Origin of the sequence: Xanthobacter sp. YC-JY1 (genome assembly GCF_021730305.1) — a bacterium.
In the GTDB taxonomy this organism is placed as follows: domain Bacteria; phylum Pseudomonadota; class Alphaproteobacteria; order Rhizobiales; family Xanthobacteraceae; genus Xanthobacter; species Xanthobacter flavus.
This window is the reverse complement of sequence record NZ_CP032674.1, coordinates 4,945,559-4,965,292: the sequence shown is the minus strand read 5'-3', so window position 1 is coordinate 4,965,292 and position 19,734 is coordinate 4,945,559. Positions and strand designations below refer to the sequence as shown.

Genomic DNA, 19,734 nt, shown 5'->3' with positions numbered 1-19,734 from the left:
TGACCCGACCTCTACAGCCTGATGTCCCCCGGATTGCCGCGAGCCAGAATCTCGATGCTCTTGAATTGTTCCGCATTGTCGGCCAACAGCTTCTTCCAGACGCTGTCGTGCTGGTCCTTGTCGAAGCCGTAGACGATCATGCGGACATCGGGAGGGGAGGGCAGCGTGAGCGCAGCACCTTCCGCTACTTTGCGCACCACCGGTGCCACAGCCCGCGCGCCCTCGCTCATATGGGCCAGGGCTACGAGGTTGCGGGCGATGAGCGCGTAGCTATCGATTACCGCTGCCGCCCGTTGTCCAAGACGCGTGCGGTAGGTCTCGATCTGCCGGACGATGGTCTTCTCCCCGGAGGTGCGCAGCTCTGGGTTGCCCAGCATCTTCGCTTCCCAGAACATCAGCTTTACGCTCGTCCCGGCGTCCTCGACGGTGGCGATGTCGATTCGGGGCACGCTGCGGCTGCCGGCCTCGGCCGGAAAAGCGATCTCGACATCCACCACGTTGGCATTGGCATTGACGATCGCCTGCACGTCGACCTTCTGATCCCCTGCAAACAGGCTGGCGGCCCGCTTCAGCTTGGGCAGCATCCCGTCGGGCACACGAGGTGCGGGTCAGGCCGTTCAGGCCGTCTGAAGTTGCCCCCAGGCTTTACCCAGCTCTGAGTTCGCCCTGGTGGTTGGTTGACGATGCCTTTAACATATCGGAGCAGACCGAGATCTGACGCTTGGCGCCGGCAGTTGAAGGATTGCAGGCGCCGCTGATCCTTTTGCGGACCTAGGGAACGTCTGCTTGTGGGTGATGCCTAACAGATCACTACCGCCGGAGGGGTATGCTGATCGGAGTACGCACCGGCGCGCCGACGACGCTCACGCCTTCCTTCGGATGGTGCCGTCCAATCGGGCCGCTTCCGCCACAGTGTTCGAAATCGTGCCGTACTTGCGGACGTTGGTGTGGAGCAAAGCCAGGCGCTGCTCCGTCTCGTCGGTATCGATGATCAGTTCGTAATCCACCGAGACGATCTTCGGTGGCGCGTCCTGCCGAACGGCGTGGAGCGTGACATCCACCCCGCGCAACTCGAAATTCAGCATCGGGGTCACCCGCTCGATGCCCTTGATCATGCAGGCCGCGATGGCGGCGAGAAACAGTTCCGCCGGGTTGAACGCATCGGCGCGCCCGCCAATGTCGGTGTCGAGAGTGATCTCGGCTTCCTTGGTGCGGGCGAGGCTGCCGTGAGCGTCGATGCGCGACGCACGAACCTTGTATTCCAGCATGGCGGCGCTCACGCCGCGAGCCAGCGGGCGACATCGTCCGGCTTCGGCAGGCCGCCAGCGTGCACCACCTTGCCGTCGATGACGATGCCGGGGGTCGAGGCGATGCCGTAGCCGGCGATCACCGCATAGTCGGTGACCTTTTCCACCGTGACGTCGAGCCCGAGCTTGGCCGCCTCGTCCCGCACCATCTGTGCCGTTGCCTCGCAGCGGGAGCAGCCGGGGCCGAGCACCTTCACGTCTTTCATGGCTTTTGCCTTTCTTGTCTTAAGAAAACAGCGCGTTGAACAGGAAGCCCACGGCGAGGATGCCGGTGGCGACCACGCCGATGAACACGGCGATCAGCTTCAGGCTCAGCACTTTGCGCAGGATGATCATTTCCGGAAGGGACAAGGCGATCACCGCCATCATGAAGGCGAGCACGGTGCCCAGCGCCGCCCCCTTGGCCAGCAGGGCCTCCACCACCGGAATGATGCCCGCGGCGTTGGAATACATGGGAATGCCCAGCAGAACCGCAGCCGGAACCGACCACCACGCATCCCGCCCCATGATGGAGGCCAGAAGGTCTGCCGGTACGTAGCCGTGGATGAAGGCGCCCGCGGCGATGCCGGCGATGATCCACATCCACACCTTGCCGACGATGTCGCGCACCGCCTCGAGGCCGGCCTTGATGCGATCCACCAGCGTCATGCCGTTCGGCGGCAGATCAACCGGAGCGGCGCGCACGTTGCGCACCCAGTCTTCCAGCCAGCCCTCCAGATGCAGCCGCCCGATGACCCAGCCGGCGACGATGGCCACCGCAAGGCCGAATGCCAGATAGGTGAGCGCCACCTTCCAGCCGACCAGCGCGAACAGCAGGCCCAGCGCCACCTCGTTGACCATGGGCGCGGCGATGAGGAAGGAAAACGTCACGCCGAGGGGGACGCCGGCGGAGACGAAGCCGACGAACAGCGGCACCGCCGAGCAGGAGCAGAAGGGAGTCACGATCCCGAGGCCGGCCGCCGCGATGTTGCCGAGTCCCTCGCGCTTTCCGGCGAGCAGCGCACGGGTGCGCTCGGCGGAAAAGAAGCTGCGCACCACGCCCATGGCGAACACCACCAGCGTCAGCAGCATCAGCACCTTGGGCGTGTCGTAGATGAAGAACGTGACCGCCTCGGCAAGATGGCTGCCCGGCTCCACCGGCAGGCGGGCCACCAGCCACTGGGAGAATGGCGCGAGCTGGGCATAGACCACGAACCACAGGGCGATCGCCGCGATCGTCACCGCCGCCCAGGCCAAAGGCGATGCCTCCCGCGGCGGCTTGCGCTCGGTCAATGACAGGTCAGCGCTCATGCGGCTCTCCTATCGGACAAAGTATTCAGGCTGTTGATGACGGCATCGACGATGGCGGCCTGTTCGGCCGGCAATTCGGGATTGCGACGGTACCGCACCCATTGGGCATCCCGCCGGTCCACCACCACGCCGGCCTGCTTGAGCACCGCCATATGGCGCGACATGCGGGACTGGGTGACGCCGAGGACGCGCACGAGCTCGCAGACGCAATGCTCGCGCCCGTCCCACAGGAGGCGGACCGCCGCGAGGCGGGTGGGCTCGGCCAGGGCCGACAGGAGGGTGAGGGCGGACTGCATGGGATGAAGTTACTCTCATGCGCATATGCGCGCAAGCGCATTAGCGGAGTTTCGGCCATCGATGACGACCGGTTCGGGTCCGACAACCCGCCGCCCTGCTTCGCACGGGAGGATGAAGAAGCGGTCCGCGGCGCATCACGAGTGTGGCGCCGCGACTGATCGATACGGCAGGAAGGCGCAAGCGCGGCCTAAGATATTCGGGCTCGCCCCCAGCGTAATTCGGAGGGGCGGACATGTCCGCCCGCAGGTAGGGAGAGTGTCATGATGATCAAATCCGTTTCCGTTGCACGCTTCGCAGCGTTCGCGCTGGCCGCGGCGTTGTACGCTGTGCCGGCGAGTGCCCAGATGGGCGGTGGGCTCGGCTATGGTCCGGGCATGATGGGCCAGGGTGAGGGTTATATGGGTCCCGGCCAGGGGGGCTGGGGCTCAGGATTCCATCGCTCGGCTCGGAGCACGATGGGTGGCTGCAGAGGCTGGACGGCGGGTGATGCCGACGCCCCGTTGCCCACTTTCATCGAGGGGCGTGTCGCCTTCCTAAAGGCCGAGCTCGGCATCACCGATGCGCAGGCCAAGGTGTGGGACGTCTATGTGGCGGCGATGAAGAACAATTTCATCAGCATGCAGGGCCTGCGTCAGGCCATGCGCGCCAGCTTTGACGCCGACACGCCGGTGGAGCGCCTGGAGTCCCGTATCGCGGTGATGGAAGCCCGCGCCGCCGCTCTCAAGGACATGAAGCAGCCGCTAAGTGACCTCTACGCCGCGCTCAGCGATAGCCAGAAGAAGAAGGCCAACGACCTGCTCACCGGCATGGGATGCATGATGTGAGCGTGACGGAACGAGACGCGCCGCCGGAAGGCCCGTCAAAAGTGTCCTCAGCCCGCCGACACTTCGAGCCAGCGGCCGATCTCGGCACGGATGCGCTCGTCGGAGCGAAACGCATTCGCATCGCCTTCCATGGTCTTCTGTCCAAGTTCCAGGATGTAGACATAGTCGGAGACCTGGATACAGGGGCGCACGTTTTGATCCACGAGAATTACGGCAATGCCCTGGCGCGCCAGTCGAGCGATGTGATCGTAGACCTCGGAGGCATATCTCGGAGCGATCATCGCCGTCGGCTCGTCGAAGAGTAGGGCCTTGGGCTCGAGCAGCAACGCCCGCGCGATCTCCAGAAAGCGGCGCTGGCCTCCGCTGAACTCGCCCGCCAGCCCATGGCGGACGGGGGCCAGCATGGGAAAGTCGCCGATCACCCTGTCGATGGCCCGCCGCACCCGCGCGCCATCGCGACGAATCGGCCAGCACCCGAGGATCAGATTGTCCTCAACGGACAAGTCGAGGAAGAGGCTGCTGTTCTGGGGCACGTAGCCGACGCCGACATGCACCATGCCGTGCGAAGGTGTTCCGAGCAATGAGCGGCCATCGAACACGATATCCCCGGCGATGGGCTTCAAGAAGCCCATCAGCGTCTTGAGGACGGTCGATTTGCCCGCGCCATTGGGGCCGATGATGCTGGTCACTTCGCCGGAGCGGAAGGACAGGGTAAGATTTTTCAGAACATGGATGTCGCCGAAATAGGCGGCATACACATTGCGGAACGAGATCAGGGCCGGATCGGATGCAATTTGTGCCAAGTCGTTCAAGATTAGCCCCCGATCAATGCTGGACGCCCAGATGGGCCTCGATGACGGCCGGGTCGTTTCGGACCGCGGCAGGCGAGCCGGTAGGGGATGCCAGGATCGTGGCAGACGAGCATGACCGCGACGGACCGCGACAGCATCTCTGCTACCTCATCGAGGGAGACGCGGCACAGATCGGAATGCATCCCCGCCAGCGGCTCGTCGAACAGGACCACCTGCGGCTCGAGGATCAGGATCCTGGCGAGTTCCAGCAGCTTCTGCTGGCCGCCGGAAAGCTCACCTGCATAGTTATTTGCGAGGGTCGCGAGCTTCACCTTTTCGAGGGCGTGGTGCGCCCGGTCGAACAGGATGCCGGAGGGCTCCCCACGCGCGGGAACCACGAGCAGGTTTTCCAGCACTGTGAGGCTCCGGAACGAGCGCGGGACTTGGAAGGTTCGCCCGACGCCCGCACGGCTGACGTGATCGGGCCGCTGCCCGCAGATGCCACGGCCGCCCAGTTCGATGGCTCCTGCATCCGGCGTGGCAAAACCGCAGATGCAGTTCAGAAGGGTGGACTTGCCGGCACCATTCACCCCCATGATGCCGAGGACCTCGCCGGGATTGACGGCGAGAGATACGTCGTTCAGCGCGCGGACCCGGCCGTAGCTTTTGGAGAGATTGGAGATCTGAAGGCTCATGACTTCCACTCGGCTTGGCCGATGAGGCCCGCGGGACGGATTGCGACGACCAGGACGAGGATCAGAAAGCCGGCGAGGACGCCCGCGCTCTGCCCGATCCAAAGGGTGGTGAGCTGCTCCGAGAAGGCGAAGAGCATCCCGCCGAGCAACGCTCCAAGAGGACTACCGAGACCACCCAGAACGATCACGACAAAGCCGGTGATGGTGTAGTCCAGCCCGGAGAACGGCGTGAAGGCCGGGAAGACGAGCGCAAGAAGCACCCCGGTCACACCGGCGATCCCCGCGCTGACCGAAAAGGCGACGAGCGAGAGGCGCTCGACATCGACGCCGACGATCCGCAGCGCGTCGCGGTTCATGACGGCTGCGCGCAGCGCCTTGCCGGGGGTCGTGCGGTAGAGGAACAGGAACAGCGCCGGAACCAGCACCAGGGCGACGCCCACCGCGACGGCCCGCGCCTTGGGGATCACCAGCCCCAGCACCCGGTACGATATGGGCTGGAATTGGAAGATGACTGACCGGGCATCCGCGTCGAAGAGAAAGAGCAGCCCCGACCCGACCATCAGCGAAACGCCGTAGAAGAATAGGAAGGACGCCATCTCCGGATCGCGCGCCGTCTGCAGTCGGCGTCCGGCGACGGCGAACAGCGCAAACGCCAGCAGGAACAGCAGTGTGAACGCGACCGGGATCGCCGCCAGAGGCGAATAGCCGAGCTGGGTTGTCACTACGTAGGCCACGTAGCTGCCGGCCAGGACCATCTCTCCATGGGCCAGGTTGGCGATGCGCATGGCGCCGTAGATGATGGTGAGGCTGAGGCCCAGCAGGCCGTAGAGGATGCCGAGGGCGACGGCGTTGACGATAGCGCCTGTCATCAGGGGGGGCATGGGGCGCTCCTAGAAGAACCAGCTGCGGAGGAACCGCGGTTGGCGCTGCAGCAGCGAGCCAACGATGCCCCTTGGGAAGAACAGGACCGTCGCCGAGACGATCAACCCGAGGATGAAGAGGCTAGCAATGGGAAAGCGCCCAGATGAGCTCGTCGGTGATGGTCATGATGACAGCGCCAACCACCGGCCCCATCACGGTGCCGAGGCCGCCCAGCGCTGCATAGATGATCGCCTTGGTCGAGATCAGGATGTTGAACGCGGCCGCAGGGTCGATGGCGGAGGAATAGAGGCCTTCGATCGCCCCGCACACCGCCGCGATGGTGCCGGAAAGCACCCACATGGCGAGCCGCAGCCCCTTCGCGTTGACGCCGATGATCTGCGCCGCATCGAGGTCGTCGCCGATCGCCTTGAGCCGCAGCCCATGGGGCGTGACCGAGATCGCCGTGGCGATCGCCACCGCCCCCATGGAGACGGCGACCATCAGATAATAGAGGAGGATCGGATCATGCCGCCCGGTGATGGTGATCCCGCTGCTGCCCCCGGCAACGTCCTCCGGCAGGAGGACGATAACGCTGCGCAGCACGATGGCGAGCGACAGGCTGACCACCGAGAAGAACACGCCGCGCAGCCGCAGCGTGGGTGCAAACAGCACCGCGAGCAGCGCTCCGGCTGCCGTAGCTCCGACGAGCGCCGCCCAGGTCGGCGCGTGGTGGAACTGGTTCAGCACCGCTGCGGCGTAGGCGCCGATGCCGAAGAAGGCGGCAAAACCGAAGGGCACATAGCCTGTCATCCCAGCCATCAGATTGAGCGCGGACGCGAGCGCGATCCACTGGAACAGGTAGAACCAGAACGAGACACCCGCCGAGACGGCCGGGATCGAGACCGCAATGAGGCCGATACCTACAAGCGTGAGACACCAGATGGAGACACTGGCGCGATGCAGCCGGAACAGCGGCGCACGTTGCCGCACGGATGGGGCGGCTTCGGCTGGAGGGACAGATTGCATGACCATGGACATCGAGACTTCCTGCGTGGCCGCCGTATTCAGGACGAGGAGCGGCGGATCCATCCGCCGCAGGCGAGGCAAGGCTACATCTTCGCCTTCTGGTCCCAGGTGGGCATGGGAAAGAGCGGCGCCGCAGTCGCGACCGCAGCCGGCGCGATGACCTCCCTTCCACCCTTCGCGGTATTCTGAATGACCAGGATGTCGTAGCCGGTCTGGAAGCCCGTCTCGTCGATCCGGTATGTGCCGTTCAGCACCGTGAGATGGCCGCTGAGATCAAGGGCTGCAGCCTTGAGGTCGCGCGCCTTCAGGCTCGGCGCACGCTCGATCATCGCCCCCAGCACCATGAGGCTCGCAAAGGCGACTGCGGAGTTGATGTCGGACTGCGGCCCGTTCGGATACTTCGCGTTGTAGGCGTCGAGGTATTGCGCGGCGGTGGGTCCGAGATTGACCGCGTAGGCGACGCGCGGATCGATGTTCGACTGTCCCCAGAGGCCGATGGCATCGTTGCCGAGCGCGAGGATGGATGAATTCTGGGAGAAGGTCGAAAAAATCGCCGGGAAGTTGATGTCGTTTTCTTTCATCTGCCGCAGCATGACGATCATGTCCGTGTCGTAGGACGTGATGCACAGGAGACCGGTCTTTGCGGCCGCAGCCTTGTTGAGGATGGTGGTGAAATCCTTCGCGCCCCGGCTGTACTTCTCCGTAGCGCCGATGGCGAGGCCGTGCTTCTCGGCCGTCGCACGGAAGCTGCCGGCGAGCGCGTCCGAATAGGGCTCGTCGACCGCGATGGTGGAAACGACCTTGCCGCCGAAGCGCTTCAGCGCCTGAACCGGCATCTCCGGCACCCGCGACACGGGGGTGGTGCCCCCGTTGACGATATATTTGTAGCCTTGCATGAACACGGAATCGGCGGCGACGGCCCACCCCATCATGAAGATGTCGTTGCGGTCGGTAATCGTCGCCGCAGCCGCCGTCAGGGTCGAACCGTAGGGCGCGAGCACTAGGTCGACCTTTTCGTCGAAGATCAGGCTCTCGTAAACGCGCGGCGCCAGCTGCTTGTCGCTGCGGTCGTCGCGGACCAAAAGCTCGACCTGGTAGCGCTGCCCCTGATGGAGCAGGCCGCCCTGCGCGTTGACCTGTTCGAGCCACAGATCGATCGCCCGACGGCCGGACTGGGAATCGTGCGCGAATGTCCCCGTCGAAGCGACCGACATGCCGATCCGGATCGACTTGCGCCCGCTGGTTTGCGCATGCGTCGGAGCGACGAACGGTCCGACCGCCGCTCCGGCCGCAAGAAATCCGATGCCTCTCGACATCTTCAGAAACTGACGCCGTTTCATTGAATTCCCCTGGATTTATTAGTTTTTATGAGTCTTTCTTCTCGCAGTCGTGTTGCGGCTATCGTTACCGAGCGCCCGCAATCTTGGTCTCGATGCGGTAGATGCTGGTGGCCGCCGAAATATAGAGCGTCTTGCGGTCGGGGCCGCCGAACACCAGATTGCTGCCGCCCTCCGGCAGCGCGATCATTCCGAGCGGTGCACCATCGGGCGACAATGCCCAGACGCCCCCCGGCGCGGTCGTCCAGAGATTTCCCGCGACGTCGACCCGCATCCCGTCGGTGATGCCTGCACCGGGGGTATCCGCGAAGTCGTAGAACAGCGTGCCGTTGCCGATATTGCCGGAGGAGTCGACGGTGTAGCGGTTGATGTAATTGTCGATCGAGCCGTTGGCGTAGAGCGCCGTCTCGTCGGGCGAGAAGACGAGACCGTTCACATTGGGGATGTCGTCGATGACGCGGACGACCTCGCTTCCGCGGATACGGTAGATGCCGTTGATGTCGAGCTCCCGCGAGGGGTCCTCGCCAAGCCCGAGCATGCCGCCGAACGTATCGGTGAAATAGATGTCGCCATTCCTGCAGACAACCACGTCGTTCGGACCGCCGAATCGCTTTCCGCCGAAGCTGTCGGCAAGCACGGAGCGGTTGCCATCATGCTCGATCCGATCAATGGATCTGCCACCCCACGTGGCGATGACGACGCGCCCCTCCGGGTCGAGCGTGATGCCGTTGGAGCCGAACATGTTGAACTGCTCGTAGCCGGGATCATCCGGCGCCTTGCCGTTGGTGAACGGCATGCCAACGCGCCAGACATCGTGCCCTTGGTACCCGGCCTTCTCAAGGAACACGTCGATGGTACCGGTGCCTTCCCCGTCCGGGGTCCAGCGGTAGATCACGTTGGCGGGAATGTCGCTGAACAGGAGATGCCCATGGGCGCCCTTTTGGACCCAAGTCACGCCCTCAGTGAAGCCGAATCCGGTGGCGACCTGCTGCAGGTCTGCCGTGGCCGACACGAGGCCGGCAAAGCGGGGATCGAGAGCCCTGACAGGGGAAGACGACATGACAATCTCCTCTCGCCGAGCACGCGTCAGGCGCCCGGTCGCAAGAACCGCGTGTTTCGAACAAAAAAGGGAGTCAGTCCGGCTTCGGGGCGAGCCGCTCGGCCTCTAGCGCCGCCTGCACCGACGGACGCGCCTCGACCCGCTCCATAAAGGCCCAGATGGCTGGCCAGTCCCGAAGATCGATGGCGAAGAACTTCATCCAGCGCAAGACGGTGTAGAGGTAGGCGTCGGCCACGCTGAAATGGCCGTTCAGCAGATAGGGCTGCGTATCGAGAACCGCCGTGATCTCGCGGAAGCGGCGGAACAGCCGGTCCTTGAAATGACTTTGCACCGCCTCGGGCAGCCAGGCGTTGAACAGCGGCGCCGAACCCGAATGCACCTCGCTGGTGATGAAATTGAGCCATTCCTGGAGCCGGACCCGCTCCCACGATCCGGACGGCGGGGCGAGACCTGCCTCCGGTTTGAGGTCGGCGAGAAACTGCACGATGGCGGGCCCCTCTGTCAGCACCTGGCCGTCATCGAGTTGCAGCGCGGCGACGTAGCCCTTCGGATTGATGGTGCGGAAGTCCTCGCCTGTCGCCGTCTGCTTCGTCTTGTTGTTGATCATCACCAGATCAAAGTCGAGACCAAGCTCTCGCAGGATGATATGGGGCGAGAGCGAGCAGGTGTTTTCAGCGGAATAAAATTTCATCGCTTCCTCGAGATCGTAACCGGTCCGGAAGCCCGCGCCGGACGAAGCCGGCGCGGTATCCAGTCGGGTATGGCCAGCCACGTGGACGGGAGGCGTCACATGTAGGTCGGCTGGAGCTCGTCGTTCAGCACCTGGTAGCCGTTCTTGAGGACGAGGCTTTCGTCCAGGAAGTGCACGATCCGCGTGGGCGAGCAGTGGATGCCGAGCAAGCGAAGCTGCTTGTCGCCATGGGTGCGGAAGGCGTGGGGCAGGATCGGCGGGAATTCGATGACGTCGCCGGCGCGGGCGACGCCACCTTCGTCCTCCTTGCCGATCAGCCACGCAAAAGCCTCCCCCTCCAGCACCACGAGGCATTCGGTGTAGGGATGCCAGTGAGGGCCGATCTGATAGTCGGGCTCACATGTCTGCATGCCGATGAAGACGGGCGTCTCACCCCGGTCGATCAACGGATTGTAGTACGAGCGCGGTGCAAACACGATCTTCTGCGCCGTTGTGGGAGAAGCGATCCGCATTTTGCCTTCCGGCAGTCGCAAGCTCTTCGTGACGCCGTCACGCATCTGGTTTACTGTCATCATCAGCTCCATCTGTGGCAGACCCCGGTCATTCACGAGAATAGATCATCACCCGCGCGCTGGCGGGTAGAACCGTGTGCTGTACACGCTGTTGCCGAATCGGCATCACCCCTTCGCGGTCAATTGCGATAGGTATGCGCCTGTGCTTTGCTCAGGCCGCGGTCCGGCCAACGCCGCGCGCTGACTCGCATCGACGCGGGCAGGTTTCGGGCTTGTGCGGCGCCTTCGTTGCGCACTGAGGGAAGATGAACCACACGGCCCTGCGCTATTTCGTCGAGGTCGCCGATTGCCACTCAATCCGGCAGGCGGCCAACAGGCTGCATGTCGCGGCCTCCGCGATCAGCCGGCAGATTGCCAATCTGGAGCATGAGCTGGGTGCTGAACTGATCGAGCGCGGTCCGAGCGGCATCCGCCTGACTGCGGCCGGGGAGGTCGTGGCACAGCACTGCCGGTCGACGTTCCGGGAATTCCAGCGCATCCGCGCCCTCGTCGACGACCTGAAGGGGCTGCGCCGAGGCCAGATCGACATCTTCTGTGTCGAGGGTCTGGTGGTAGAATTCCTGCCCAGGGTTCTTGCCGCCTTTCATGGCGAGAACCCTGGCATCGACTATCGCGTCGTCACCGCGCCGACGGACCGCATCATCGAGGCCATCGTCAAGGACGAGTGTGATTTCGGCATCACCATCAATGCCATAGCCAGGCCGGATATCAAGACCGTTGCGTCGCGGACCGACACCCTCGAAGTGGTCATTGCGCCCGGGCATCCGCTCGCGGAACGTGCGTCGATCACAGTGGAGGAAGCGGCAGCATATCCCATGGCGCTGTTGCAGCCATCCTTCGGCGCGCGCCAGTTCATGGACGCGCAGTTCGCGCGGCGAGGTCTCGCGCCGCGCGAACTGTTGACATCGAACTCGGTCGTCGCCTTGAAGGCCATGGTCCAGCACGGGGGCGCCCTGACCTTCATGTCACCAATGTTCATCGGCGACGAGCTCTCACGGGGTGTGCTGTGCGCGCGGCCGGTGACTCCTGAGCCGCTTGGTCCGTATCGTCTCGAGGTTCAAGCTCACCGCGATCGGCGACTTCCGTTCGCCGCCCACGCGCTCCTGTCCCATCTTGAACGCGCCCTCAACTGAGGTGCGCAATGGACGCTATCTCCACCAGGAACTCCGGCCGCACGAGATCGGCGCGGATGCAGTAGCGGGCAGGCGGACTGGAGGGAAAGAACTCCGCATAGACACGGTTCATGGCGGCGTAATCGTCGAGCGACTTCAAGAAAATACTGTTGAACGTGATGTCGTCCATCGTTCCGCCAGCGGTCTCGACGACGGACTTGATCGTCAAGAGCACATAACGAGTCTGGGCTTCCACGTCGCCGACGCCGACGGTCGTGCCGTCCGATGCCATGGCAAGCACGCCGCAGACGTAGACGACATTGCCCGCCCGCGTGCCAGGAGAATAGGGCGCCAGCGGCGGCGGGCTGCCGGGGGGAAGGATGATCTGCTTCGGCATGGCGTGTTCCTGTCTTGAGGTGCGGGATCGTGGTCGCGGGCGTTCTGATCGGGCTGGACGGCTATGCGATGCTGCTCTGCTGGCGCAGAAAGTTCAGAACACGGTCGTTGAATTCTCCAGCGTTCGTAATCGAGCATGCATGCCCCCCCTTTGATACGAACTCAAGGGTGGCATTGGGTATCGCCGCCGCCAGTTCTTCCGAGTAGTAGGGCGGGGTGAGAAAGTCGTCGCGTGCGCAGGTGACAAGTGTCGGCGCCATGATTTTCCCCAACGCATGCATCTGGTCATGCTGCAGCACCGCATCGAGACGGCTGGCGATGATCTTAGCCGGTGCCGACGATGCCACCGCTTGACGTTCGGCTTGAGTCAGCTCTGCATCGTGCTCATGCACCCACGCGCTCGGATAAAGGAAAATGGGCGAAGAACGCACATAGGATTCTACCCCAATGTGCAGCGCAGCTTCCTTGCGCAGCCCCATGGCGCGGCGGGAGAATGCGTCGGTTCGGCCTCGGGTGCCATAGAGGACCTGACTCGCGACCATTTCAGGATGCTGCGAGGAGATAACCTGCAGCATCATTCCGCCCGTCGAATGCCCGACGAAATGTGCGGACGGTATGTCTAGCGCTGACATGAGCCCGATCGTGTCCGACGCGAGAAGCTCGATCGAATACGCAACATCGCTATGTGTTGATCGACCGGCCCCGCGGTGATCAAATCGGTAGACACGAAAGTGCTTCGCGAACGCTTGGACCTGCGGCGCCCAATATGACGCCAGCCCACCCATCCCCGTGATCAGGATCAACGGCTCACCCAAGCCGTCGACTTCATAGTAAATTTCTGCATCCCCGATCGGCGCTAAAGACACAGCGTACCTCCGAATATATATTCCAAATAATTAACGTTAAACCGTCCCGTCCCGCCGCATGTTGCTTGATTTATTTGCCGATGCTGCGAGCCAAACATGCTGCGCACATGTTAGATGTCAATCCGTCGGGCATGTAACAGCTTGTCGGAAACGCCGCGTTGCCAAACGGGCAACACGTATTCCGCTGAGTTCAGGATGAGCATCCCTGAGGCGCCCGACATCGCCGTTAGCCTGATCGACCATCCGGGCGCGCTATCTGGGTGTCGGCGAAGCGGCCATGGGCCCGGCCGGCGCGCCGATTGTGAATGCGGTCACGCATGCGAGCGGCTGGAAGCGGCGAGCATTGCAGCTGGGCGATTCCCGGTGAGCGGCGCCGGCCGGAGCTCATCGATGACATCCGGATGATCCACGCTGAGAGTAGTGGGACCTATGGTGCCCCGCGGATCCATGCGGTCCTGCTAGGGCACGGCCGGCGCGTGGGCCGTGCCCGCATCGAGCGGCTGATGCGCCGTTCCGGCATCCGGAGCATGGCCGTCTTGCCGCGTCGCGCCAGGACGACCAGCTGGCCTTCCTATCCGATCGCTTCCAACAGGCTCGCCCGGAACTTCACGACCACGGCTCCGAGCCAGGTCTGGCTGGCGGACCTGACCGACCTCCCAACCGGCGAGGGGTGGCTCTACCTGGCCGGCGCGCTCGACATGCACACCCGCAAGCTGGTCGGCTGGTCCATGCGCGAGACCCCTGCACACCCAGATCGTGCCATCCAATGCGGATTCAATCGGTCGTTGCAGCCCTGAGCTAAGGAGGTTGCGATGGGTATTCGAAGGCGACGGTCCGATCGGTCTGGAAGACGCCCGTTGCCAGGCCCCTCGCCAGGCGCTTTCCACCGCGGGTTCGATTTCCACTAGCGGACGGCACGATCTGGAAAACCCTGTTCCGGGTTTCTCGGACTATCCGGCATCCAGAAACGCTACTCCTTGAAGGCCTCCTCGCGGCCCTTCTGCACGGCGGGCAGCAGCACCACCACCAGAGCGGCCAATGCGAGCAGCAGCAGCACGGCCGAGATGGGGCGGGTGACGAACACGGTGGGATCGCCGCGCGAGATCAGCATGGCCCGGCGCAGATACTCTTCCAGCATGGGGCCGATGACGAAGCCCAGCAGCAGCGGCGCGGGCTCGCAATCGAGCTTCACCAGCGCGTAGCCGAGCAGGCCGAACAGGGCCATGGTGTACACGTCGAACACGTTGTTGTTCACGCTGTACACGCCGATGCAGCAGAAGGCGATGATGGCCGGGAACATCACGTGGTAGGGCACGGTGAGCAGCTTCACCCACATGCCGATGAGCGGCAGGTTGAGCAGCACCAGCATGAAGTTGCCCACCCACATGGAGGCGATGACGCCCCAGAACAGGTCGGGCTTTTCCGTCACCACGTTGGGGCCGGGCGTGATGCCCTGGATGATCAGCGCGCCGATCATCAGCGCCATCACCGGGTTGGAGGGGATGCCCAGCGTCAGCATGGGGATGAAGGAGGTCTGCGCGCCGGCATTGTTGGCGCTCTCCGGCCCCGCCACGCCCTCGATGGCGCCGCGCCCGAACTCCTGCGGATGGCGCGAAAGCTTCTTCTCGATGGAATAGGAGGCGAAGGAGGAGAGCATGGCGCCGCCGCCCGGCAGGATGCCGAGGAAGGAGCCGAGCGCGGTGCCGCGCAGCACCGGGGCGATGATGCGCTTGAACTCCTCCTTGGTGAGCATCAGGCTCTTCACCTTGGCCGCGACGAGCGAGCGCTGGTGCTCGTCCTCGAGGTTGCGGATGATCTCGCTGATGCCGAACATGCCCATGGCCAGTGCCACGAAATCGAACCCGTCGGAGAGCTCGGGCAGATCGAAGGTGAAGCGCGGCGTGCCGGTGTAGATGTCCTGGCCGGAGAGGCCGAGGATCAGCCCGAGCACGATCATGGCGATGGCCTTGACCACCGAGCCCGAGGCCAGCGTCACCGAGGCGATGAGGCCGAGCACCATCAGCGAGAAATATTCCGGTGGCCCGAACTGCAGCGCGAGGTTGGCGAGCGGCGGCGCGAACAGGGCCAGCAGCAGGGTGGCCACCGAGCCGGCGAAGAAGGAGCCCAGCGCCGCCGTGGCGAGCGCCGCGCCCGCCCGGCCCTTGCGGGCCATCTGATGGCCGTCGATGGCGGTGACCACCGATGAGGATTCGCCCGGCAGGTTGATGAGAATGGCGGTGGTGGAGCCGCCATATTGCGCGCCGTAATAGATGCCGGCGAGCATGATGAGAGCGGAGACCGGCGGCAGGCCGAAGGTGAGCGGCAGCAGCATGGCGATGGTCGCCACCGGGCCGAGGCCGGGCAGAACGCCGATCAGCGTGCCGAGCAGCGCGCCGACGAAGCAGTAGAAGATATTCTGCAGCGACAGCGCGACGGAGAAGCCGAGGGCGAGGTTGTCAAACAGTTCCATCCCGCCCTCCTCAGTATCCGCCGAGCCACGGGCCGAGCAGCGGCAGCGGCAGGCCGAGGCCCTTGATGAAGACGGCCCAGGCGAACACCACCATCACGGCGGTGTTCAGCAGCGCCGTCCTGAAGGTGAACAGGCGCGAGGCCAGCGCCGAGACGAACACGGAGACGCCGAGGGCGGGGAGGAAGCCGAGGGGCCGTACACCGAAGCCGAAGAACACCAACGCACCGGTGATGATGAGCAGGGCCCGCCAGGCGATGCCGCTCGGCATCTCGCCGGGAAAGCGCAGTCCGTTGATGAGGATGATGAGCCCGAGCAGGCCGAGGAGGGCCGAGAGCAGGAGCGGGAAATAGCCCGGCCCCATGCGCACCGCCGTGCCCATCGGCAGTTCCTGCGTCTGCCAGCCGAACAGCAGCCCGAGGGCGATGAAAAGGAGCCCCGAGAGGACGTCTCTTGAGTTGATGATCGTTTTCATGTGTCCGGATCGCCGAGAGGGGGGAGCCGGCGCGATCACGCGCCTGCGTTTGCCGGAAGCCAGCCCCGTGCGATCGGCACCATCCCGCGCTGTCTGAGAGGTTCTTCGGGCGAGGCGGGCCAGCGTTCGCGCGAAATGCCTTCGCGAGGACGAGTATCCGGAGCGTTTATCAATCGTTTCCGGCGGAGAAAGCTCTGGAGGGCTTTTCGGCAAGAGAGGACGCGCTCCCCCGGCGGGTTGCCGCGCCCTCACAACAGGCTGGTCGTCTAGCGGATGACCAGGTTTTGAGCCTTGATGATCTGGCCGAACTGGCCGTATTCCTGCTCCATCATCTTCTGGAGGGACGGCAGGTCCATTGTCGCCACCTCGAAGCCCGCTTCGCGGAGCGCCTTCACGTTCGCCGGGTCGGCGAGGGACCTTTCAAGCATCGACCGCAGGGTGGCAAGCACGGGAGCCGGGGTGTCCCGCGGCGCCATCAGGGCGAACCAGGAGCGCATGTCTGCCCCCTTGACCCCGAGATCCGCGACGGTTGGAACGTCGGGCAGGGCGGGCAGGCGGGCCGGGCCGGTCACTGCCAGTGGCCGCGCGCGATCCCCCTTGATCATGGGCATGGCCGCGTTCGGCGTTTCGACGATGAAGTCCACCTCGCCGCCCAGGAAGCCAATGAGCGAGGGGGCGGTGCCCTTGTAGGGTACATGGGTCGCCTTCACGCCGCTGGCTTCCAGCAGGCGCTCGAGGCCAAGATGCTGGACGGTGCCGAGGCCGGGGGTCCCGTAGTTCAGCTGCCCGGGATGAGCCCGTGCGTATGCGACGAGCGCGTCATAGCTGTCGAACCGGGAATTCGCCGGCACCAGCAGGATGAAGGGGGCTTCGGTGATGAGCCCGATGGGCGCGAAGGACCTGAATCCGTCGTAGGCGATCTTCGCATAGAGATGCGGCGCCACCACCATGGCGCTCGATGTTGCGAGCAGCAGCGTGTAGCCGTCCGGCTGGGTGTGGGCGACCTTAGCGGCGCCGATTGTGGAGCCCGCGCCGGCCACGTTCTCCACCACGAACGGCTCGCCCGAAAGGCCTTGCATGGCGCGCGCGATGATGCGGCCTGCCGCGTCGGTCGGGCCGCCCGCAGCGAACGGGACGATGACCGTCACCGCGCGGGACGGATAATTCTGCGCCGCCGCGAGCGGATGCGGGAGCGCGGCGAGCAGCGATAAGGCGCAAGCCGCAGAGGCAATGAAGCGGAACATCCTGGTCCTCCCTGGAGCCGGATCGAGCCGGCCTTGATCTTTGGGAGCGCGCGTCGTCCGGCCCGCTTGCCGGCGGATCGTCGCGCTCTCCGTCTTCGTCCGGGCTGCGCGGCCCGCGTTCCTCCCCTCGTCCGGTCGCTACACCGCCACAGTGTCGACGTCGTAGGTGAAGATCCATTCATAGCGGTTGAGGATCGCCTCGCGGCTCCACTCCTTGTCCACGTAGGCCTCGGCGCCGTCCTGCGTGGCGAGGGCGGCGTTATGGAAGCGTTCCGTATTCGCCGAGGCGCCACGCACCTTGCGGGCGGTGATCTCGATGCGTGCCGCCTCGTAGCCCGCCAGTGCCGCTGGAATGTCGCCTGTGTGCCTCTCGAAGCTCCGCCCAAGCACCACCGCATCCTCGATGGCCATGACTGCGCCCTGTGCGAGGAAGGGCAGGGTGGGATGGCAGGCGTCGCCGAGCAGCGTCACTCGCCCGCGCGTCCACGCCGCCATCGGCGGGCGTCCCATGAGCGCCCATTTGAACAGGGAGGGCGCGGTGGCGATCATGGTCTGGATGTCCGGATGCCAGCCGACGAAGTCCGCCGCGCATTCCTCCCGTGTGCCCTGCGTGCTCCAGGATTCCACCTGCCAGTCGTCGCGGCCCACCGTGGCGACGAAGTTCATCAGCGCGCCGCCGCGCAGGGGATAGCAGACGACGTGCGCGCCAGGTCCTACCCAGTTGGTCGCGACCGGGCGCTTCATGTGGTCGGGCAGGCGCTCCATGGAAATGACGCCACGCCACGCCATCATGCCGGAGAATTGTGCCGCGCTGTCGCCCCACAGGCTTCGGCGGATGCACGAATGCACGCCATCGGCTCCGATCAGCGCATCGCCCTCGATGCGCGTGCCGTCTTCCAGCAGGAGTGCCACCTTCTCCCCTGTCTCGACATGGCCGGCGACCCGGCTGCCGAGGTGCAGGGCGTCCGGCTTCAGCTTCTGCACCTCGTCCACCAGCACCTGCAAGAGGTCTGGCCGGAACACTGTGAGATAGGGGAAGCCGTAACGGGCTTCCGCCTCTTCGCCGAGATCGAACAGCTTCCAGGTCTGGCCGCTGTTCCAGAGCCGGATTTCCTTGCCGTCTGCATCGCAGGACAGGGCCCGGAGCGGCTCGAAGGCGCCGAGCGCCTGGAGCGCGCGGTTGCCGTTGGGGCTGATCTGCACTCCGGCCCCCACCTCGCGCAGGGCTCCGGCCTGCTCGTACACGTCCACGTCGAAGCCGCGCCGGAGCAGCGACAGCGCCGCGGCCATGCCTCCGATGCCGCCGCCGGCGATCAAGATACGACCCGATTGCGATCCCATGACACTCTCGTTTGGTTGCGGACGCCACCACCCGCTCACCGTGCTGCGATGCGCGGGGCCGGCGGTTCCGGCAGTTGATGCGAAGGGGGGCCCTCAGGCGGGCCGTGCCGCGTCGGAGATGAGGAAGCCGAGCTTGCTCAGCGTCGGCTCGTCATTGACTTCCAGGACGAGGATGTCCGTGGCCGCCTTCACCGTGGAGGCGTGCCAGGAGGGGGCGCAGAAGACGTCGCCCCGGCCAAATTCGAAGGCGTGCCCGCCCACCTGTGCTGAGCCCTCGCCTTCGATCACTGCGAAGATGCGGCTCGCCGTGGTGCGGGGTGTGGCGACCTCGGACCCGGCGGGGATCTCGATATAGGTCACGGCGAGCGTGGGGATATGCCGATCGATCTCGATGCGGTGGCGCCGGCTGCCGTCCGGACTCCGCGGCGTAGAGGCGAGACGCGCGCGCATCGCCGCCAGCGGGAACACGAACGGCGATGCCTCCGGATCGGGCTCCTCGACCACCGTCTGGTGCCCGCCGGGCAGGTTCTCGCAGAACATCGGCTCCAGCCGATGCACCAGCGGCACATCGAGGAAATCGATCCAGTAGGCGTTGGCGCCGCCCGTGTTGAAATGGCTGTGCCAATGCCAGTTGGGGGTGAGGAGGAAGTCGCCAGCGCGCATGGGCAGCTTGAGGCCGTTCACCACCGTATGGACGCCCTCCTGCGCATCGAGGATGAGCCGCATGGCGTTGGCGGTGTGGCGATGGGCGCGGGCATGCTCGCCCGGCTTGATCATCTGGTAGGCGCAAACGATGGTTCGCACCGTGTCGTAGTCGTTGTCGTCGACCGGGTTGAACATGAGCAGGTTGCGGCGCTCGGCATCCTCGGTGCTCATCCATTCGCCGGCGCGGTCCATGGCCTCGGCGGCCTCGGCGTAGCGCCAGTTGCGCGGGCGGAACGCAGTACGCGGCTCGGACCACAGGGAGGAACGCTTTTTGTGCCAGCCCGCCGTCAGACAGTTCTCGCTGAAGATCCTGTAGAGATCGTCAAGGCTGTCGGCGGCGCGGATCTCTGAGATTGTCGTGCTTTTCATCTTCTGCC

Annotated in this window: 22 protein-coding genes and 2 pseudogenes; 3 read left to right on the top strand and 21 right to left on the bottom strand. The window is 64.8% G+C overall.

What is annotated here, in order from left to right:
* Positions 1-11: 11 nt before the first annotated feature.
* From D7006_RS23295 to D7006_RS23275, 5 genes are all read right to left on the bottom strand, one after another.
* A complete protein-coding gene (locus D7006_RS23295; protein ID WP_237354749.1) occupies positions 12-584 on the bottom strand; it encodes a hypothetical protein in 573 nt (190 codons plus the stop codon).
* A 279-nt stretch (positions 585-863) separates the two neighbouring features.
* Positions 864-1,268: an OsmC family protein gene (locus D7006_RS23290; protein WP_237354748.1), complete on the bottom strand. Its 405-nt coding sequence runs from the start codon at positions 1,266-1,268 to the stop codon at positions 864-866.
* Between the two features lie 8 nt (positions 1,269-1,276).
* Entirely contained in the window at positions 1,277-1,513 is a 237-nt protein-coding gene (locus D7006_RS23285; protein ID WP_237354747.1) for a thioredoxin family protein, read from the bottom strand.
* A 19-nt stretch (positions 1,514-1,532) separates the two neighbouring features.
* A complete protein-coding gene (locus D7006_RS23280; protein ID WP_237354746.1) occupies positions 1,533-2,597 on the bottom strand; it encodes a permease in 1,065 nt (354 codons plus the stop codon).
* On the bottom strand, positions 2,594-2,893 hold the full coding sequence (locus D7006_RS23275; protein ID WP_237354745.1) for a helix-turn-helix transcriptional regulator: 300 nt from the start codon (positions 2,891-2,893) through the stop codon (positions 2,594-2,596). Before D7006_RS23275 ends, D7006_RS23280 begins: the two co-directional genes overlap by 4 nt.
* Positions 2,894-3,154: 261 nt before the next feature.
* Here D7006_RS23275 and D7006_RS23270 point away from each other — a divergent pair, with 261 nt between their 5' ends.
* A complete protein-coding gene (locus D7006_RS23270; protein WP_237354744.1) occupies positions 3,155-3,718 on the top strand; it encodes a Spy/CpxP family protein refolding chaperone in 564 nt (187 codons plus the stop codon).
* Positions 3,719-3,765: 47 nt separating this feature from the next.
* Here D7006_RS23270 and D7006_RS23265 read toward each other — a convergent pair whose 3' ends face one another.
* The 9 genes and pseudogenes from D7006_RS23265 to D7006_RS23230 form a co-directional block, all read right to left on the bottom strand.
* Positions 3,766-4,530, bottom strand: coding sequence for an ABC transporter ATP-binding protein (locus D7006_RS23265; protein WP_237354743.1), 765 nt, complete (start codon positions 4,528-4,530; stop codon positions 3,766-3,768).
* A 13-nt stretch (positions 4,531-4,543) separates the two neighbouring features.
* On the bottom strand, positions 4,544-4,624 hold the full coding sequence (locus D7006_RS25460; protein WP_371745138.1) for a hypothetical protein: 81 nt from the start codon (positions 4,622-4,624) through the stop codon (positions 4,544-4,546).
* Between the two features lie 151 nt (positions 4,625-4,775).
* Positions 4,776-5,105 (bottom strand): annotated as a pseudogene (locus tag D7006_RS25455) (ATP-binding cassette domain-containing protein); the annotation flags it as partial.
* Positions 5,106-5,200: 95 nt separating this feature from the next.
* The gene (locus tag D7006_RS23255; protein ID WP_237354741.1) at positions 5,201-6,085 is read right to left on the bottom strand and encodes a branched-chain amino acid ABC transporter permease; all 885 of its coding nucleotides are present in this window, start codon (positions 6,083-6,085) and stop codon (positions 5,201-5,203) included.
* Positions 6,086-6,206: 121 nt separating this feature from the next.
* The gene (locus D7006_RS23250; protein WP_237354740.1) at positions 6,207-7,103 is read right to left on the bottom strand and encodes a branched-chain amino acid ABC transporter permease; all 897 of its coding nucleotides are present in this window, start codon (positions 7,101-7,103) and stop codon (positions 6,207-6,209) included.
* 71 nt (positions 7,104-7,174) lie between these two features.
* On the bottom strand, positions 7,175-8,431 hold the full coding sequence (locus D7006_RS23245) for an amino acid ABC transporter substrate-binding protein (RefSeq protein WP_237354739.1): 1,257 nt from the start codon (positions 8,429-8,431) through the stop codon (positions 7,175-7,177).
* A 64-nt stretch (positions 8,432-8,495) separates the two neighbouring features.
* Positions 8,496-9,488 carry an SMP-30/gluconolactonase/LRE family protein gene (locus D7006_RS23240; protein ID WP_237354738.1) on the bottom strand — a complete coding sequence of 331 codons (993 nt, stop codon included), beginning with the start codon at positions 9,486-9,488 and terminating at the stop codon, positions 8,496-8,498.
* Between the two features lie 73 nt (positions 9,489-9,561).
* Positions 9,562-10,260 (bottom strand): glutathione transferase GstA, encoded by a 699-nt coding sequence (gene gstA, locus D7006_RS23235; protein WP_237354737.1) that lies wholly within the window; start codon positions 10,258-10,260, stop codon positions 9,562-9,564.
* A 14-nt stretch (positions 10,261-10,274) separates the two neighbouring features.
* Entirely contained in the window at positions 10,275-10,691 is a 417-nt protein-coding gene (locus D7006_RS23230) for a cupin domain-containing protein (protein ID WP_237354736.1), read from the bottom strand.
* Between the two features lie 305 nt (positions 10,692-10,996).
* Between D7006_RS23230 and D7006_RS23225 the strand changes: the two genes are divergently transcribed.
* Positions 10,997-11,884, top strand: a complete 888-nt coding sequence (locus D7006_RS23225; protein ID WP_237354735.1) for a LysR family transcriptional regulator — start codon at positions 10,997-10,999, stop codon at positions 11,882-11,884.
* Here D7006_RS23225 and rutC read toward each other — a convergent pair.
* Both rutC and D7006_RS23215 read right to left on the bottom strand, forming a co-directional pair.
* Positions 11,877-12,260: a pyrimidine utilization protein C gene (gene rutC / locus D7006_RS23220; RefSeq protein WP_237354734.1), complete on the bottom strand. Its 384-nt coding sequence runs from the start codon at positions 12,258-12,260 to the stop codon at positions 11,877-11,879. The genes D7006_RS23225 and rutC overlap by 8 nt on opposite strands.
* A 61-nt stretch (positions 12,261-12,321) precedes the next feature.
* Positions 12,322-13,125: an alpha/beta fold hydrolase gene (locus tag D7006_RS23215; protein ID WP_237354733.1), complete on the bottom strand. Its 804-nt coding sequence runs from the start codon at positions 13,123-13,125 to the stop codon at positions 12,322-12,324.
* 383 nt (positions 13,126-13,508) lie between these two features.
* On the opposite strand from D7006_RS23215, the pseudogene D7006_RS23210 reads away from it, so the two are divergent.
* Positions 13,509-13,865, top strand: a pseudogene (locus D7006_RS23210) (IS3 family transposase); the annotation flags it as partial.
* A 230-nt stretch (positions 13,866-14,095) separates the two neighbouring features.
* On the opposite strand, the gene D7006_RS23205 reads toward D7006_RS23210, so the two are convergent.
* The 5 genes from D7006_RS23205 to D7006_RS23185 form a co-directional block, all read right to left on the bottom strand.
* Positions 14,096-15,595: a tripartite tricarboxylate transporter permease gene (locus tag D7006_RS23205; RefSeq protein ID WP_237354732.1), complete on the bottom strand. Its 1,500-nt coding sequence runs from the start codon at positions 15,593-15,595 to the stop codon at positions 14,096-14,098.
* Positions 15,596-15,605: 10 nt separating this feature from the next.
* A complete protein-coding gene (locus D7006_RS23200; protein WP_237354731.1) occupies positions 15,606-16,067 on the bottom strand; it encodes a tripartite tricarboxylate transporter TctB family protein in 462 nt (153 codons plus the stop codon).
* Between the two features lie 266 nt (positions 16,068-16,333).
* On the bottom strand, positions 16,334-17,311 hold the full coding sequence (locus D7006_RS23195) for a tripartite tricarboxylate transporter substrate binding protein (RefSeq protein ID WP_237354730.1): 978 nt from the start codon (positions 17,309-17,311) through the stop codon (positions 16,334-16,336).
* Positions 17,312-17,449: 138 nt separating this feature from the next.
* The gene (locus D7006_RS23190; protein ID WP_237354729.1) at positions 17,450-18,652 is read right to left on the bottom strand and encodes an FAD-dependent monooxygenase; all 1,203 of its coding nucleotides are present in this window, start codon (positions 18,650-18,652) and stop codon (positions 17,450-17,452) included.
* Positions 18,653-18,745: 93 nt separating this feature from the next.
* A complete protein-coding gene (locus tag D7006_RS23185) occupies positions 18,746-19,726 on the bottom strand; it encodes a cupin domain-containing protein (RefSeq protein WP_237354728.1) in 981 nt (326 codons plus the stop codon).
* Positions 19,727-19,734 lie beyond the last annotated feature (8 nt).

Bases quoted from the DNA above. Each gene is read 5' to 3' on its own strand.
- D7006_RS23230 (WP_237354736.1), bottom strand. From the start codon at position 10,691: ATGCGGATCGCTTCTCCCACAACGGCGCAGAAGATCGTGTTTGCACCG.
- D7006_RS23205 (WP_237354732.1), bottom strand. From the start codon at position 15,595: ATGGAACTGTTTGACAACCTCGCCCTCGGCTTCTCCGTCGCGCTGTCG.
- rutC (WP_237354734.1), bottom strand. From the start codon at position 12,260: ATGCCGAAGCAGATCATCCTTCCCCCCGGCAGCCCGCCGCCGCTGGCG.
- D7006_RS23240 (WP_237354738.1), bottom strand. From the start codon at position 9,488: ATGTCGTCTTCCCCTGTCAGGGCTCTCGATCCCCGCTTTGCCGGCCTC.
- D7006_RS23195 (WP_237354730.1), bottom strand. From the start codon at position 17,311: ATGTTCCGCTTCATTGCCTCTGCGGCTTGCGCCTTATCGCTGCTCGCC.
- D7006_RS23255 (WP_237354741.1), bottom strand. From the start codon at position 6,085: ATGCCCCCCCTGATGACAGGCGCTATCGTCAACGCCGTCGCCCTCGGC.
- D7006_RS23295 (WP_237354749.1), bottom strand. From the start codon at position 584: ATGCTGCCCAAGCTGAAGCGGGCCGCCAGCCTGTTTGCAGGGGATCAG.
- D7006_RS23200 (WP_237354731.1), bottom strand. From the start codon at position 16,067: ATGAAAACGATCATCAACTCAAGAGACGTCCTCTCGGGGCTCCTTTTC.
- D7006_RS23285 (WP_237354747.1), bottom strand. From the start codon at position 1,513: ATGAAAGACGTGAAGGTGCTCGGCCCCGGCTGCTCCCGCTGCGAGGCA.
- D7006_RS23250 (WP_237354740.1), bottom strand. From the start codon at position 7,103: ATGTCCATGGTCATGCAATCTGTCCCTCCAGCCGAAGCCGCCCCATCC.
- D7006_RS23190 (WP_237354729.1), bottom strand. From the start codon at position 18,652: ATGGGATCGCAATCGGGTCGTATCTTGATCGCCGGCGGCGGCATCGGA.
- D7006_RS23290 (WP_237354748.1), bottom strand. From the start codon at position 1,268: ATGCTGGAATACAAGGTTCGTGCGTCGCGCATCGACGCTCACGGCAGC.
- D7006_RS23185 (WP_237354728.1), bottom strand. From the start codon at position 19,726: ATGAAAAGCACGACAATCTCAGAGATCCGCGCCGCCGACAGCCTTGAC.
- D7006_RS23280 (WP_237354746.1), bottom strand. From the start codon at position 2,597: ATGAGCGCTGACCTGTCATTGACCGAGCGCAAGCCGCCGCGGGAGGCA.
- D7006_RS23225 (WP_237354735.1), top strand. From the start codon at position 10,997: ATGAACCACACGGCCCTGCGCTATTTCGTCGAGGTCGCCGATTGCCAC.
- D7006_RS23275 (WP_237354745.1), bottom strand. From the start codon at position 2,893: ATGCAGTCCGCCCTCACCCTCCTGTCGGCCCTGGCCGAGCCCACCCGC.
- D7006_RS23270 (WP_237354744.1), top strand. From the start codon at position 3,155: ATGATGATCAAATCCGTTTCCGTTGCACGCTTCGCAGCGTTCGCGCTG.
- D7006_RS23245 (WP_237354739.1), bottom strand. From the start codon at position 8,431: ATGAAACGGCGTCAGTTTCTGAAGATGTCGAGAGGCATCGGATTTCTT.